Source organism: Mesorhizobium sp. M0016, assembly GCF_040324035.1.
Taxonomy (GTDB): domain Bacteria; phylum Pseudomonadota; class Alphaproteobacteria; order Rhizobiales; family Rhizobiaceae; genus Mesorhizobium.
The window spans coordinates 135,314-149,616 of the sequence record NZ_JAMYVM010000015.1; the positions used below are offsets into that span (position 1 = coordinate 135,314).

At 64.2% G+C, this 14,303-nt stretch carries 16 protein-coding genes; 11 read left to right on the forward strand and 5 right to left on the reverse strand.

Annotated features, from left to right (window positions below):
- Positions 1 to 55 precede the first annotated feature (55 nt).
- The 3 genes from NKJ88_RS21365 (at position 56) to NKJ88_RS21375 (ending at position 2,316) form a co-directional block, all read left to right on the forward strand.
- Positions 56 to 637, forward strand: coding sequence for a tetratricopeptide repeat protein (locus NKJ88_RS21365; protein WP_023711628.1), 582 nt, complete (start codon positions 56 to 58; stop codon positions 635 to 637).
- A 144-nt stretch (positions 638 to 781) separates the two neighbouring features.
- Positions 782 to 1,846, forward strand: a complete 1,065-nt coding sequence (locus tag NKJ88_RS21370) for an alpha/beta fold hydrolase (protein WP_023825025.1) — start codon at positions 782 to 784, stop codon at positions 1,844 to 1,846.
- A 5-nt stretch (positions 1,847 to 1,851) separates the two neighbouring features.
- Positions 1,852 to 2,316, forward strand: coding sequence for a hypothetical protein (locus NKJ88_RS21375; protein ID WP_023684034.1), 465 nt, complete (start codon positions 1,852 to 1,854; stop codon positions 2,314 to 2,316).
- A gap of 8 nt (positions 2,317 to 2,324) precedes the next feature.
- On the opposite strand, the gene pyk is transcribed toward NKJ88_RS21375, so the two are convergent.
- Positions 2,325 to 3,770, reverse strand: a complete 1,446-nt coding sequence (pyk, locus tag NKJ88_RS21380) for a pyruvate kinase (protein WP_023673117.1) — start codon at positions 3,768 to 3,770, stop codon at positions 2,325 to 2,327.
- Positions 3,767 to 4,255, reverse strand: coding sequence for a DUF1036 domain-containing protein (locus tag NKJ88_RS21385; RefSeq protein WP_023673118.1), 489 nt, complete (start codon positions 4,253 to 4,255; stop codon positions 3,767 to 3,769). The genes pyk and NKJ88_RS21385 overlap by 4 nt, the downstream gene beginning before the upstream one ends.
- Positions 4,256 to 4,501: 246 nt before the next feature.
- On the opposite strand from NKJ88_RS21385, the gene NKJ88_RS21390 reads away from it, so the two are divergent.
- From NKJ88_RS21390 to NKJ88_RS21400, 3 genes are all read left to right on the forward strand, one after another.
- Positions 4,502 to 5,299 carry an N-formylglutamate amidohydrolase gene (locus NKJ88_RS21390; RefSeq protein ID WP_352445314.1) on the forward strand — a complete coding sequence of 266 codons (798 nt, stop codon included), beginning with the start codon at positions 4,502 to 4,504 and terminating at the stop codon, positions 5,297 to 5,299.
- A gap of 12 nt (positions 5,300 to 5,311) precedes the next feature.
- Complete coding sequence (locus NKJ88_RS21395) at positions 5,312 to 5,620, forward strand: DUF1244 domain-containing protein (RefSeq protein ID WP_023673120.1); 309 nt, start codon at positions 5,312 to 5,314, stop codon at positions 5,618 to 5,620.
- Positions 5,621 to 5,775: 155 nt separating this feature from the next.
- On the forward strand, positions 5,776 to 6,951 hold the full coding sequence (locus tag NKJ88_RS21400) for an MFS transporter (RefSeq protein ID WP_023825026.1): 1,176 nt from the start codon (positions 5,776 to 5,778) through the stop codon (positions 6,949 to 6,951).
- Here the strand turns inward: NKJ88_RS21400 and NKJ88_RS21405 are convergent.
- On the reverse strand, positions 6,915 to 7,823 hold the full coding sequence (locus NKJ88_RS21405; RefSeq protein WP_352445317.1) for a LysR family transcriptional regulator: 909 nt from the start codon (positions 7,821 to 7,823) through the stop codon (positions 6,915 to 6,917). The two genes, NKJ88_RS21400 and NKJ88_RS21405, sit on opposite strands and share 37 nt — an antisense overlap.
- Positions 7,824 to 7,917: 94 nt before the next feature.
- Here NKJ88_RS21405 and NKJ88_RS21410 point away from each other — a divergent pair, with 94 nt between their 5' ends.
- The 5 genes from NKJ88_RS21410 to NKJ88_RS21430 all read left to right on the forward strand — a co-directional run bounded on the left by NKJ88_RS21410 (position 7,918) and on the right by NKJ88_RS21430 (position 12,925).
- Positions 7,918 to 8,874, forward strand: a complete 957-nt coding sequence (locus NKJ88_RS21410; protein WP_352445319.1) for an SDR family oxidoreductase — start codon at positions 7,918 to 7,920, stop codon at positions 8,872 to 8,874.
- Between the two features lie 178 nt (positions 8,875 to 9,052).
- A complete protein-coding gene (locus NKJ88_RS21415; RefSeq protein ID WP_023684039.1) occupies positions 9,053 to 9,913 on the forward strand; it encodes an FAD binding domain-containing protein in 861 nt (286 codons plus the stop codon).
- A complete protein-coding gene (locus NKJ88_RS21420) occupies positions 9,913 to 10,395 on the forward strand; it encodes a (2Fe-2S)-binding protein (protein ID WP_023684040.1) in 483 nt (160 codons plus the stop codon). Before NKJ88_RS21415 ends, NKJ88_RS21420 begins: the two co-directional genes overlap by 1 nt.
- Entirely contained in the window at positions 10,392 to 12,656 is a 2,265-nt protein-coding gene (locus NKJ88_RS21425) for a xanthine dehydrogenase family protein molybdopterin-binding subunit (RefSeq protein WP_352445321.1), read from the forward strand. Before NKJ88_RS21420 ends, NKJ88_RS21425 begins: the two co-directional genes overlap by 4 nt.
- 23 nt (positions 12,657 to 12,679) lie before the next feature.
- Positions 12,680 to 12,925 carry a MoaD/ThiS family protein gene (locus NKJ88_RS21430; protein WP_023684042.1) on the forward strand — a complete coding sequence of 82 codons (246 nt, stop codon included), beginning with the start codon at positions 12,680 to 12,682 and terminating at the stop codon, positions 12,923 to 12,925.
- A 275-nt stretch (positions 12,926 to 13,200) separates the two neighbouring features.
- Here NKJ88_RS21430 and NKJ88_RS21435 read toward each other — a convergent pair whose 3' ends face one another.
- Positions 13,201 to 14,043, reverse strand: a complete 843-nt coding sequence (locus tag NKJ88_RS21435) for a hypothetical protein (RefSeq protein WP_352445323.1) — start codon at positions 14,041 to 14,043, stop codon at positions 13,201 to 13,203.
- Positions 14,040 to 14,303 (reverse strand): phage holin family protein (locus NKJ88_RS21440; RefSeq protein WP_352445325.1); only part of this gene is annotated, 264 nt, incomplete at its 5' end. The genes NKJ88_RS21435 and NKJ88_RS21440, both read right to left, overlap by 4 nt.

Consider the following 14,303-nt stretch of genomic DNA (forward strand, 5'->3'; position numbering starts at 1 on the left):
CACTTTCACGCTAATTTCAGTTTGACGATCCGCCGTCCGGGGTTAGATTCCGGTGATGCGGATTCTTTTTGCATTTTTGGCGACCCTGTTTCTTTTCGGCGTCGCTCCGGCGTCGGCGGACGATCCGCCGGCAAAGCCGCCGGTTGCCCTGACCAGGGAAGCCAGGCTCGACCAACTGTTTGCCGAGCTGAAGCGCGAGCGCAACGAAAAGGCGGCCGAGCGCATCGCCGGGCGCATCTGGGGCGAATGGTTCCAGTCCGGCAGCGCCTCGATCGACCTGATGATGCAATGGTCGCAAAAGGCGATGGACGACCAGAAGTTCGACGTCGCCCTCGACTTCCTCGACCAGGTCGTCGTCCTGCAGCCAAAATATGCCGAAGGCTGGAACCGGCGCGCCACCGTGCATTACATGATGAAGAATTTCGGGAAATCGATGTCCGACATCGACCAGACGCTGCAGCTGGAACCACGCCATTTCGGCGCGCTTTCCGGCCTGGCCCAGATCATGGCCGCCACCGGCCACAAGCAATCGGCGCTCGAAGCCTGGCAGAAGGTGCTTACCATCTATCCGATGATGCGCAGCGCCCAGGACCAGGTCGCGGCAATTTCGGAAGAGCTTGCCGGCGAAGGAATTTGATTAGGCAGTAGGAATTAGGGATTAGTGAGTAGTCAGTAGAGAAGATTGGTCGAGACGCCACCTCCCTACTCCCTACTCCCTACTCCCTACTCCCTACTCCCTACTCCCTAGAACTTATCCCCCTCCACCCCCGTATCTCCGCGCATGAACCTCATTTACGCCGCCTGTGCTTTGCTCCTCGCGCTCGTCTTTGCCTTGGCCGGTGTCACCCGCGCCGGCGCGTGGCTGATCGAGTGGCGAAACCCGCCGGCCGGCGAATTTGCCGACATCGACGGCACCCGCATCCACTATGTCCACCTGCCGGCGCCGCAAAATGCAGAGCTGCCGGCCATCGTCTTCATCCATGGCGCCAGCGCCAACCTCAGGGATCAGATGCTGCCGATCAGGCCTTTGCTCGAAGGCCGCGCCGAGATGGTCTTCCTCGACCGGCCGGGCTTCGGCTGGTCGGCGCGCGGCCCCGGCAAAGAGAGCCCGTCTGCGCAGGCCGACACCATCGCCAGACTGATGGGCCGTCTCGGCATCCACAATGCGATCATGGTCGGCCATTCCTTTGGCGGCGTGATCACCGCCGCCTTTGGCCGCGAACACCCGGAGAAGACGCTCGGGCTGGTCTTTCTGTCGCCGGTCAGCCACCCCTGGCCGGGCGGCGCGACCGCCTGGTACTACAAGCTGACCGCCACCCCCATCATCGGCTGGCTGTTCTCGGAGACATTGACCTATCCGGCAGGCACGCTGCAGATGGACAGCGCCACGGCCTGCGTGTTTTCTCCCAACAAGGTGCCGGAAGGCTATGTCGGCAATGCCTCGATTCCGCTGGTGCTGCGTCCCGGCGCTTTCCGCGCCAACGCCATCGATGTCGCCGGCCTCTACGACTATACGTTGAAGGCCGCGCCGCATTACCGCGACATCAGAGCGCCGACGATTGTCATCTCGGGCGACCGCGACAAGGTGGTCTATGCCTCGATCCATTCGGTCGGCCTGGTCAGGGACATCCCCGGCGCCGAACTGATCTGGGTCCACAATCTGGGCCACAAGCCGGATTGGATCGCCTCCGACCTCGTCGTCGGCGCGATCGAGAAAGTCGCCGGCAAGGTCGTCGACCTGCAGGCAATGGCAAAAACCGTGGAAGCACGCATCGCCGGCGATGCCTACAACGATGCACAGTGCCCCGACATTACGGTGCCCGACGCGGAACTGGCCCCGACCTGATCGCAATGTATGTCCTGAAACACGGCATCAAGAGAAACCCGGAGAAGCGATGGGCGTTGCCGGACCGCATCTTCTTCGGCTATGGCGCGTGCGCCATTCTTGCCGGCGCCTTTCTCGAGCGTCCTCCTCTGGACGGCTTTTACGGCGAACGGATCATTCCTGGCGAGGGCTTTTCCGGGAACCATATTTACGCGACGAACGGCGTGATCGCGTTCGACTACCACGGCTATTCAGCCCGCGAGCGGCTTTTGGAACACCACAAGAGGGGCTGGGCGTCGCGCAATCCCGGGTGGCACTGCACCATCGCCACGGTCGATTTCGATCTGCTCGACACAGTCGAACTCAACCGGCGAAAGATGCTGGGTCCGGACCAGTACCTGCACGACCCCGTTCCTCGCGCACACCGCTTCCTTCAGCGTATCGATCACGCCGAAGGTGCGGCAAGAGCGCTGCGAACTGTGATGAGTTGAAGCCTCTGTCAACCTATGTTGCGGGTGGCCTGCACGTCCGACCCGACATAGGCGATGCGCAGCATGTTGGTCGAACCCGGCGTCCTCAGCGGCACGCCCGCCGTGATGATGACGCGGTCGCCCGGCTGACCGAACCCCTCTTCGAAAGCGATGCGGCAGGCGCGGTCGACCATGTCGTCGAGGTCGCTGGCGTCGGGCGAGACGACGCAATGCGTGCCCCACAAGAGCGACAGCCGCCGCGCCGTGTTGAGGATCGGCGACAGCGCGATGATCGGCACTTGCGGCCGCTCGCGCGCGGCGCGCAGGCCCGTGGTGCCCGACGCCGTATAGGTGATGATCGCCGACAGTTTCAGCGTCTCCGCAATCTCGCGGGCGGCGAGCGAAATGGCGTCGGCGCCGGTTGCTTCCGGTTCCGAGCGCTGCGCGTTGATGATGCCGGCATAGGTCGGGTCGGTTTCGACCTTGGTGGCGATGCGGTTCATCATCGCCACCGCCTCGACCGGATAGGCGCCGGCAGCGGATTCGGCTGAAAGCATGATTGCGTCGGCGCCCTCGAACACGGCGATCGACACGTCGGACACCTCGGCGCGGGTCGGCACCGGCGCGGTGATCATCGATTCCAGCATCTGCGTGGCGACCACCACCGGCTTGCCGGCGCGGCGCGCGGCGCGCGTGATCTGCTTCTGGATGCCGGGCACCGCTTCCAGCGGCATTTCCACACCGAGATCGCCGCGGGCGACCATCAGCGCGTCGGAGAGTTCGATGATTTCGGCCAGCCGGGCGACGGCCTGCGGCTTTTCAATCTTGGCCATGATCAGTGCCCGGCCGCGCGCGATCTTGCGGGCTTCCGCCAAATCCTCCGGCCGCTGCACGAAGGACAGCGCCACCCAGTCGACGCTTTCCGCCAGCACCGCATCGAGGTCCTTGCGGTCCTTTTCGGTCAGCGCACCGACCGGCAGGTCGGTGTCGGGCAGGCTGACGCCCTTCTTGTCGGAAATGGTGGTGCCGGCGACGACGGTGCAGGTGATAGACTTGCCGTCGCTCTTCACCGCCCTGAGCTCCAGCTTGCCGTCATCGATCAACAGACGGTGGCCGGCCTCGACCGAGCTCAGGATTTCGGGATGCGGCAGGTAGACCCGGGTCGACGTGCCGGGCTCGGGATTGTTGTCGAGGGTGAAGGTCTGGCCCGGCGTCAGAACCTCCTTGCCGTTGGCGAACTTGCCGACGCGCAGCTTCGGTCCCTGCAAATCGGCCAGGATGCCGATCGGACGGCCAACTTTCTCCTCGACCGCGCGAATGCGGCCGACCAGCGTGCGCATCAACTCGTGATCGGTGTGGCTCATATTGATGCGGAAGACATCGGCGCCGGCTTCGAACAGCTTCTGCAGCATCTCCTCGGACGAGGAGGCAGGACCGATGGTGGCGAGGATCTTGACCTTGCGGCTACGTCTCATTGACTGTTTGTTCCCGGGGCGGCTGGAGCGCCTCCCGTTGTGGACTCATCGGTCAGCTGGACCATCCAGCTTGCCTGCTCGCCCGTGTCATATTCCTGGAATCCGGCGCGCTGGAAGCCCCGAGCGACGCAATCGGTAACGCCTGCGATCTTGAACTCTTTTTCAGCCACGCACATGTTGATCGGGCCATCCCAGCGCCCGCCGCGCTCGGCGTCTTCTGCATAAAGATAGTAAAACCTCGATGACAGCGGACCTTCGATCAGCGTCTTGCAGCTCGATCCTTCGATGTGCCACCACCCCTCGGTGATCCAGCCTGCCTTGGCGCGGTAGCCGATGCCGACGCCGACCAGGTTCTGCGTGGCGTTGCAGACGCGGAAATCGGCGCGGGCGGGCGAAGCCGCGACCAGCGCGGTGAGCCCTAGCGTCAGGGTCAGGAGCGGCACGGCAAAGGCGGTGCGCGCACGCGGCCTGCCGGCGGAACCCATCCCGAAACCCCTCAATAACGTCATCTGCATCTCTCAACGCCCCTTTTCGGAAAAGTCCGGGCGCATGTCAACGCGCCGTTCTGTCCAATTCCAATCGATTTAGAAAGGCCCCCGACACGCGATCTGCCGCGCGTCACAGGATTTTCGCAGAAACCGTGGCCAAACAACGGCATTGCGCAACAGTCCTCTTCGTGGGAATGACGATACCACCCTCCCCGGAAGCCAGCGAACAGACCTTTCCAGCCAATGACCCGATCCACAGTTTTCGCGCCTTTCGATATTGTCGAAGGCGACCGCAAGCGAGGCATCGTGCTTGTCGCCGACCATGCCCGCCGCGACCTGCCGGAGGAGTATGGCAGTCTAGGCCTGCCGGCGGCGGAACTCGATCGCCATATCGCCTACGACATCGGTGTCGAGACGGTGACGCGCGAACTTGCCGCAGCGCTCGACGTGCCGGCGGTGATCGCCAATTTTTCGCGGCTGCTGATCGATCCCAATCGCGGCGAGGACGACCCGACGCTGATCCGCCAGCTCTATGACGGCACCGTCGTGCCGGGAAACTATCCCATGGCACCGGCCGAACGCGAAAGGCGGCTCGACGGCTTCTACCGGCCTTATCAGGACGCGGTCGGCGCCATGATCGCGTCGGTGGCGCACGCCTCAGGCAAAGCGCCGTTCATCTTCTCCGTACACTCCTTCACCCCTGTCATGCAGGGCTTCATCCGCCCTTGGCATGTCGGCATATTGTGGGACCTCGACGACCGCGTGGCGCGGCCGCTGATCGACATGCTGGCGCAGGATAAAAACCTCGTTGTCGGCGACAATGAACCCTATGACGGCGCGTTGCGCGGCGACACCATGTTCAAGCACGCTATCGTCAACGGCTTTGCCCATGCGCTGATCGAGATCCGCCAGGACCTGATATCAGACCGCAAGGGGGCGCTGGCCTGGGCGGAACGGCTGGGGCCGATCGTTGACGCCATCGACCGCCGTCCCGATATACATCAGGTGAAGATGTTCGGCTCGCGCACCGGGCCGCTGTGAGGATCCAAGGCAATGACCGAACTCAGCGATGACCAGAAACGCGATTTCGAGGCCGCGGCCTTCCGCCGGCTTGTCGATCATCTGCGCGAGCGCAGCGATGTGCAAAACATCGACCTGATGAACCTCGCCGGCTTCTGCCGCAACTGCCTGTCGAACTGGTATCGCGAAGCGGCCGAGGCTGAGGGCGTCGATCTCGGCAAGGATCAGTCGCGCGAAATCGTCTACGGCATGCCCTATGCGCAATGGCAGGCGCTGAACCAGACCGAGGCTTCGGACGCCAAGAAAGCGGAGTTCGAGGCAAGACGGCCGAGGGATCACTGAAGTAGCGCGCGGTTCACAGGATTGACGTCGGCGGGACAGCGCCTAACGGTTTCCCCTTAGATGTGGCCCACAAGCTTTTCGCAGCCAAGCGCTTGACGAGAAATTGAATCGATCTAATTTGCCGCGCAAAGCCATTCCTTGACCGGATTCGGGCCATGAACGCGCAAAACACCATGCAGAGCGCCCTTCAGGGGCGATGGGCCGTAGCCGCGATCTTCCTCGCCAACGGATTCCTGACCGGCAGCTGGGCGCCGCAGATTCCGGTGTTCCTGACCCGGCTCGACATCTCGAAATTCACCCTCGGTCTGCTGATCCTTCTGTTCGGCGTCGGCGCGGTCGCGGCCATGAGCTGGTGCGGCCATCTGATCTCCAGGCATGGCTCGCGCACCGTGTTGCGCTGGTTCGGCCTGTGCGGCAGCCTCGGCCTGCTGGTCGTGGCGCTGACGCCCAACGTGCCGCTGGCGTCGATCGCCATGATCATCTTCGGCGGCTCGATCGGCGGCATGGATGTCGCCATGAACGCCAATGCGGTGGTGGTCGAGCGCCGGCTCTCCCGCGCCATCATGTCGTCGTCGCACGGCTTCTGGAGCCTCGGCGGTTTCGCCGGTGGCGGTCTGGGCGGTTACGCCATCCAGACTTACGGCCACCTCGCCCATGCGGCTGTAGTCACGATCATTGCTTTTGCCGTCATCGCCGTGGCGGTCGGCTACCTCATCGCCGAGGACAAGCCGCAGGCCGCCGAGCATCACAGATTAACGCTGCCGGCCAACCCGCTGGTCTATCTTGTCGGGCTGATGGCGCTGCTGACGATGATTTCCGAGGGCGCCGTGCTCGACTGGGCAGCGCTTTATCTCCGGCAGGAGCTCGGCGCCGACCTCGCCATCGCCGGCCTTGCCTACGCCGCCTTCTCCGGCGTCATGGCTGTCATGCGCTTTTTCGGCGACGGCGTGCGCAACCGCTTCGGCGCGGTGGCGACGCTGCGCGGCTCGGCGGTGGTCGCCGCCGCCGGCATGCTGGTCGCCGGCCTGTCGCCTTCGCCCTGGATCGCCATCGCGGCTTTTGCCCTGTGCGGCTTCGGCATCGCCAATATGGTGCCGATCATCTTCTCGGCCGGCGGCAACCAGGAAGGCATGTCGTCGGGCACCGGCATGAGCGTGGTCACCACCATGGGCTATTCCGGCATATTGGTAGCGCCGTCGGCGATCGGCTTCGTCGCCGAGCATTCCAGCTTCGGCCCGATTTTCGTCGCCATGTCGGCGCTGCTGGTCGTCGTGTTGTTGATGGCTGGGCTCGCTCACCGCGCCGAATTCGCGGTCGCCCCCGCCGAATAGCGCTTCAGCTCCTCGTAGAGGAAATCCGCGACGCGGCGGATGCGCACACTGGTGCGCACGTCGCGATGCATGGCCAGCCACACCGGCAGGCTGGGCAGTGGCAGGCCGGGCAGCAGTTTCTCCAGCGACGGGTCGCTGTCCGCCAGCGGCTCCTGGCCAAGACCGACGCCGTTTCCCGCCCGCAGCGCTTCCCACAGAACGATCTGGTTGTCGGTCCTGAAGCGGAAACTGCTTCGGGTGACGGGGATGCCGGCCTGGGTAAAGCCCCGGATCATCTCGTCGCTGCGGTCGAAGCCGATCAGCGGATGGTCGAGAAGGTCGGCGGGCTTGAGCGGGCTTCCGTGCCTGTCGAGATAGGATTTCGCCGCGCAGCAGCAGAGCTTGATATCGCAGACCTTGCGCGCCGTCAGCTCGTTCTGCGCCGGCTTGACCATGCGGATGGCGATATCGGCATCCCTTCGCAGCAGGTTCTCGACCTGGTTCGAGGCGACGATCTCGACCTCGATGCCGGGCTCCTCGATGCCGAGCCGCGCCGTCATCTTCGGCAGCACATAGGCCGCCACCACCTCGCTGGCGGCAATGCGCACCGTGCCTTCGATCGCCTCGACCGAGCCCAATGCCAATAGTGAGAACGCGCTCGCCTGCTCGCTCACCGCCTTGCCGCGTTCGAACAGCGTGGCGCCTGCTTCCGTCAGCGCATAGCCGCGCCGCCCGCGCCGGAACAAGGTGACGCCCAACGCCTGTTCGAGCTCACCGATGTGACGCCCGAGCGTCGGTTGGCTGGCCGACAGTTTGCGCGCCGCGGCCGACAGGCTGCCGGTCTCCGCCACGGTGACGAAACTCTTGATCAGGTTCCAGTCGATGTCTTCCATTCATTTGTGAATAACAAATCTGCATCCATAGTCAATTTTCATTCGCGTATGAACGCATCATATTCGCCGTGCAAACACAGACACGGAGAAGAAAATGACCAAGATCGCAATTCTAGGCGCCAATGGCCGGCTCGGCCGAGTGGTTGGCAAGGCCTTCATCGACGCCGGTTTCGATGTCCGCGCCGTCACCCGCAGCGGCAAGGTCCCAGCCGAACTCAAGGGCGCCACCGCCGTCGCCGGCGATGCGCTCGACCGCGAGGCGCTGATCCGCGCCACGCAAGGGGTCGACATCATCTTCAACGGCCTCAACCCGATCTACACCGACTGGGGCAAGTGTCTGCCGATGGCGGAGAACGTCATGGCCGCCTGCCATGCCAATGGCGCGCTGCATTTTTTCCCCGGCACTGTCTACAATTACGGCTCGCCGATGCCTGAGGTGGTCACCGAAGACACGCCATTCCGTCCGACCACCGAGAAGGGCCGCATCCGCTGCGCCATGGAAGCGCTGTTTCGCCGCGAGGCCGATGCCAGCCGCGTCCGCACCATCATCCTGCGCGCCGGCGATTTCTTCGGCGGCACCGGCAGCGGATCATGGTTCGACCTCGTCGTCGCCGCCAAGATGAGCAAGGGCGTCTACACCGCGCCTGGCCCTGCCAACCTCGTGCACGAATGGGCCTATTTGCCGGACTTCGCCATCGGCTTCGTCGGCCTGGCGCGTAATCAGGGCAAGCTCGGCTTCTTTGAGGCGCTCAACTTCCCCGGCCACGCCGTCACCGACATGGACATCAAGGCCGCGGCCGAGAAGGCGCTGGGCCGTCCGCTGAAACTGACCTTCATGCCCTGGTGGGTGCTGCGCGCCGGCAGCCCGTTCGTGGCGATGTGGCGCGAGATCGTCTCGATGTCCTATCTGCGCTTCGAACCGCACCGGCTCGTGTCCGACCGGCTGGCAAGCATCATCGGCGAAGTCCCGCACACGCCGCTGGACGAGGCCGTGGCCGAGGCATTGAAGGACATCGGCATCAGCCTCGACAATGCAAAAGACGCCGCTTAAATGCATGTCGCCCAGAAGTGTGCGCGGTTCTGGGACAACGACATGCATCAAAACAAAGACTTTAGACAAAAATCTCTCTCGCGGTGCTGGCCCAATCGCTGGAAATCAGCAACCGGATGGTCATTATGAGGAGACTGTTTATAACGGTCGGCGAGATCACCATCACCAAGGGGAGACGATGCGTTACATACGTCCGCTTTCAATCGAAGACGCCGTTGGCCTGCTGGCCGACGCTTCCGGCACATCAGCCATTCTCGCTGGAGGCAGTGACCTCCTCGTTCGGATGAAGGGCGGGTTTGTCGATCCCGACCTGATCGTCGATATCAAGGCGATCGAGGGCTTGAGCGAGATCAGGGAGACGGCCGACGGCTTCAGCATCGGCGCCACCGTCCCCTGCGCCGTCCTGGGCGAGAGCGCGGTTCTGAAGAAGGCCTGGCCCGGTGTCGTCGAAGCGTCGAAGCTGATCGGCTCTAAACAGGTCCAGGGCCGCTGCACCATCGTTGGCAATCTGTGCAACGCATCGCCGGCCGCCGACAGCGTCCCGGCCTTGGTGGCCGCCGCCGCAAAGGCCGTGGTTGCCGGTCCGTCGGGCAAGCGCACCATTCCGGTCGAGGCTGTGCCGATCGGGCCTGGCAAGACCTCGCTCACCAAGGGTGAGATCGTCGAGGCGATCCTGCTCGACAAGCGCGCGCCGCGTTCGGGCGACGCCTACCTCAGATTCATCCCGCGCACCGAGATGGACATCGCGGTGGTCAGCGCCGGCGTGAACCTGACGCTCGACGAGCATGGCGTCATAACAGCCGCCCGCGTCGCGCTGGGCGCCGCGGCCCCGACCGTGCTTCTGGTGGAAGAAGCAGCCGAGGCTCTCATCGGCAGGAAGCTGGATGAGGCGGCACTTGAGCGGCTCGCCAAGATCTGCGCTGGGGCCTGCCGCCCCATCGACGACAAGCGCGGCACCATCGAGTTCAGACGAAAAGTTGCGGGCGTGCTGGCCGGACGGGCCGCGACGACCGCCTACGCACGCGCAGGAGGCAAATGATGGCCGGTGTAGCAGTTTCAACGACAATCAACGGCGATCACGTCGAATACCTTTGCCAGCCCGACGAGACGTTGCTCGACGTCCTGCGCGATCGGCTCGGGCTGACCGGCGCCAAGGAAGGCTGCGGCACCGGCGACTGCGGCGCCTGCTCGATCATTCTCGACAATCGGCTGGTCTGCTCCTGCCTTGTGCTTGGCGCTGAAGCCGAAGGCCGGCATATCGAAACCGTCGAGGGCATGGCGCATGGCGATCAGTTGCATCCGCTGCAGCAGAAATTCCTCGAGCATGCAGCCTTGCAATGCGGCATCTGCACGCCGGGCTTCCTGATCGCGGCGAAGGACCTTTTGGCCAAGAACCCCGATCCGACCGAGGAAGAAATCCGCTTCGGCCTCGCCGGAAACCTCTGCCGCTGCACCGGCTACGACAAGATCGTGCGCGCGGTCCAGGATGCGGCCAATGTGATGAAGGGAGCGCACGCATGAACTTCGATCCACGCTTTTCGGGCCGCAAATTCTCCTCCGTCGGCACGCGGCCTATCCGTCCCGACGGCGTCGACAAGGTGACGGGCCGCGCGCGCTACGGCGCCGACTTCAACATGGCGGGACAGCTGGTCGGGCGTGTCCTGCGCAGCCCGCATGCGCATGCCAGGATCCTCAAGATCGACACTTCGAAAGCGGAAAAGCTCGCCGGCGTGAAAGCGGTGATCACCGCCGCCGACCTGCCCGATCTCACCGATGGCGATGCCGCCATGTACGACGTCCTCGACAATTGCATGGCGCGCGGCAAGGCGCTCTATGACGGCCACGCCGTGGCCGCGGTCGCCGCCGTCGATGCCCGCACGACCAGGCAGGCGCTGAAGCTCATCGAGGTCGAATACGAGCTGTTGCCGCATGTGACCGATGTCGACGAGGCGATGAAGCACACCGCGCCGTTGATCAACGACACGATCTTCACCGAGGGTCTCGAGGAAAAGCCGGCAAAGCCGTCCAACGTCACCAAGCGCAGCCAGTTTGGCCATGGCGATGTCCATCAGGGCTTTGGCCACGCCGATGTCATCGTCGAGCGCTCCTTCAAGACCGAACAGACGCATCAGGGCTATATCGAGCCGCACGCCTGCGTTGCGAGCGTCTCGTCCGACGGCACCGCCGACCTCTGGGTCTGCACGCAGGGCCATTTCGTCTACCGCCAGCATTGTGCGCAACTGCTCGGGCTGGAAGCCTCGAAGCTGCGCGTCACCTCGTCGGAAATCGGCGGCGGCTTTGGCGGCAAGACCCACGTCTGGGCCGAGCCGGTGGCACTCGCTCTGTCGCGCAAGGCAGGACGGCCGGTGAAGCTGGTGATGACCCGCGACGAGGTGTTCCGCGCCTCGGGTCCGACCAGCGCCACCTCGATCGACGTCAAGATCGGCGCCCGCAAGGACGGCACCATCACCGCCGCCGAAGCGACGCTGCGCTACACCAGCGGCCCCTATGCCGGCACATGGGCCGAGATCGGCGCCATGACGGCCTTCGCCTGCTACAAGCTCGATAACGTCAAGACGGTCGGCTTCGAAGTGCTGGTCAACCGGCCGAAGACCGCGGCCTATCGCGCACCCTCCGCACCGATGGCGGCGTTCGCGGTGGAAAGCGCTGTGGATGAGCTGGCCAAGGAACTCGGCATGGACCCGGTCGAGTTCCGCATCAAGAACGCCGCGCAGGAAGGCACCCGCTCTTCCTATGGCCCCGTCTACGGCCCGATCGGCATCGGCCCGACGCTGGAGGCGGCCAAGCACCATCCGCACATGAAGGCGCCGCTGGGCAAGAACCAGGGCCGCGGCATGGCTTGCGGCTTCTGGTTCAACTTCGGTGGCCAGACCTGCGTGGACCTGAACATCGGCATGGACGGCTCGGTGTCGCTGGCCGTCGGCACGGTGGACGTAGGCGGTTCGCGCGCGTCGCTGTCGCTGGTGGCGGCGGAGGAGCTCGGCATCGACTATGCCCAGCTCAAGGCGGTGGTCGCCGACACGTCCTCGCTCGGCTACAACGACATGACCGACGGCAGCCGCGGCACCTTCTCGTCCTCGATGGCGACCATCTCGGCTGCCCGCAACGCCATCAAGATCCTGCGTGAGCGCGCCGCCCAGACGTGGGACATCCCCGTCGACGACGTGGTCTGGGAAAACGGCCACGCCATCGCCAAGGGCGAAAAATACGGCAATCTTGCAGCCCTGTCGCTGAAGGAGATCGCCGCCGCTTCCGGCAAGACCGGCGGGCCGATCGCCGGCCACAGCGAACTCGTCGCCGACGGCGCCGGCGTCTCCTTCGCCACCCATATATGCGACATCGAGGTCGACCCCGATACCGGCTCGACCAGGGTGATCCGCTACACGGTGATCCAGGATGCCGGCAAGGCGGTGCACCCGACCTATGTCGAGGGCCAGTACCAGGGCGGTGCGGCGCAAGGCATCGGCTGGGCGCTCAACGAGGAGTATATCTACGGCAAGGACGGGCGTCTCCAGAACGCCGGCTTCCTCGACTATCGCATCCCGGTCTGCTCGGACCTGCCGATGATCGACACGCAGATCCTCGAGATACCTAATCCCAACCACCCCTATGGCGTGCGCGGCGTCGGCGAAACCTCGATCGTGCCGCCGCTGGCGGCGATCGCCAATGCCGTCTCCAACGCAGCCGGCGTGCGCATGACCCACATCCCGATGTCGCCGCCACGGGTTCTCGCCGCGATCGAGGCGGAACGGGGAGGCTAGGGCAAAATGAGGTTCTTGCCCTAATGGTCGAAGTGACGCTCTGGGGCGCGCTGGGCCAGCTCGCCGGCGGCCAGAGCAAGGTCGAGGTCGAGGCCAAGGACATCAGGGAGCTGTTCAGGAAACTGGCTGAACAGTATCCCGGCATCGAGCCCTGGATCGAGAAGGGCATCGCGGTGGCCATTGACGGGACGATTTATCGCGATACGTGGTCGAAGGAACTGCCGCCGGGGGCGGAGATTTTTCTGCTGCCGCGGCTGGCTGGGGGGTGAAGTGGGGTGTCGCCCTACGTCCCAGAGCGGACCGGCATCCTCGGTCTGCGACCTTCAAGTGCAGGTCGGTCCTCGCCTAGATACCAGTTTTGCTGACCGCGTCTTATCGGCGGCGGGTTGGCCAATAATCCAGAGAACCTGATCCGCTGGATTACTATCGGCAAGGGACATCAGTCCGCACACCGCTCTGAAGTGACTCGAGCGGGTCACCGTTTGACGGACAACACCGGCCCCTTTCTGGAGAGGCCGGCTATCGTTGATCCAGGATCATCAAGCTAGGTTTGGCGCTGAGACGTATCGGAAATACGTTCGCGCACGGCATGCTCGGTCTTGTCTGCTGTGGACTTCACGATCTCGCCGAGCTGATCGGCTATCGTGTCTGCTTCCATATCTTGCCGGCCAGCTTCCTGCTTGATGGTCTCATAGGCTTCGGCGGCGACCTGCTTGGCCTCATCGAGGCCCCTATTGAGCAAAGTTTCGGCGGAATCGCGAAGCTTGTCGCCATAGGCGCCTAGTTGCTCGTCCTCCGTTGCGGTATGGGGCAGCATTGCACCTATAGCGGCGCCGATGGCGAGACCGACGGCCGCTACGGCCAAGGGTTGGTCCTCCAACAGATCTTGCGCGGAGCGGCTGGCTTTCGCCGCCATGTCCCCAGTCGTCGAGCTTGCATTGGCAGCGCTTCCCGTCAGACCCGCCGCAGCGGCTCTTGCGGTGCTCGATATGGTGTCGCCGACGCTGGCAGCGCTCGAGGAGAGCGATTCCGCGGCGTCGGAGAGCGTGCCGCCCAAGCCGCCGCGCTCCCCTGCTACATCATGTCGTCCCGGCGCTGAAGGCAATGGATAGCCAGCCGAACGGTGGGCTGTGTTTGAGGTACCGCTGCCGAACATCAGCCAGGCCAGACCTGCGCCCACCATGGTGACCGGCAAAGGATTGTCTCGGACCTGCGTTCTGAGATTTCTGAGCATGGCCGCGCTCTCCCCTCCCGAGAACAGCCCGGTGAACTCATCCAGCAATTGTCCAGGCGTCATCTTGCCTCGAATGGATTCGGCGGTCTCCATCACCCGAGCGCGAGCAGCCTCGGCCTCGCGTTCAAGTTCGGCTGCGGATTTCTCGTTCATCTCACCTGTTCCTTAATCGCGCTCGCGTCGCGCTTGAGCTGTCCCTGGGTCCGGTCGGGGGTAAGTTCCGAAGGCGCCATGCTGGCCGTCCCGGTCCGCAGCAGGATGACGCCGAGGACCGCCACGACCACACCGACCAGCAGGGAAGACCACCCCGCGCCAAGCCCTGCCCGCGTCAGCGCGATAATGAGCGCCTGCAGCAACACCAAGAGCGCGGCGAGCAGGCAAATCGCGCCGCCCAGCACTTCCGCGGCACCTGC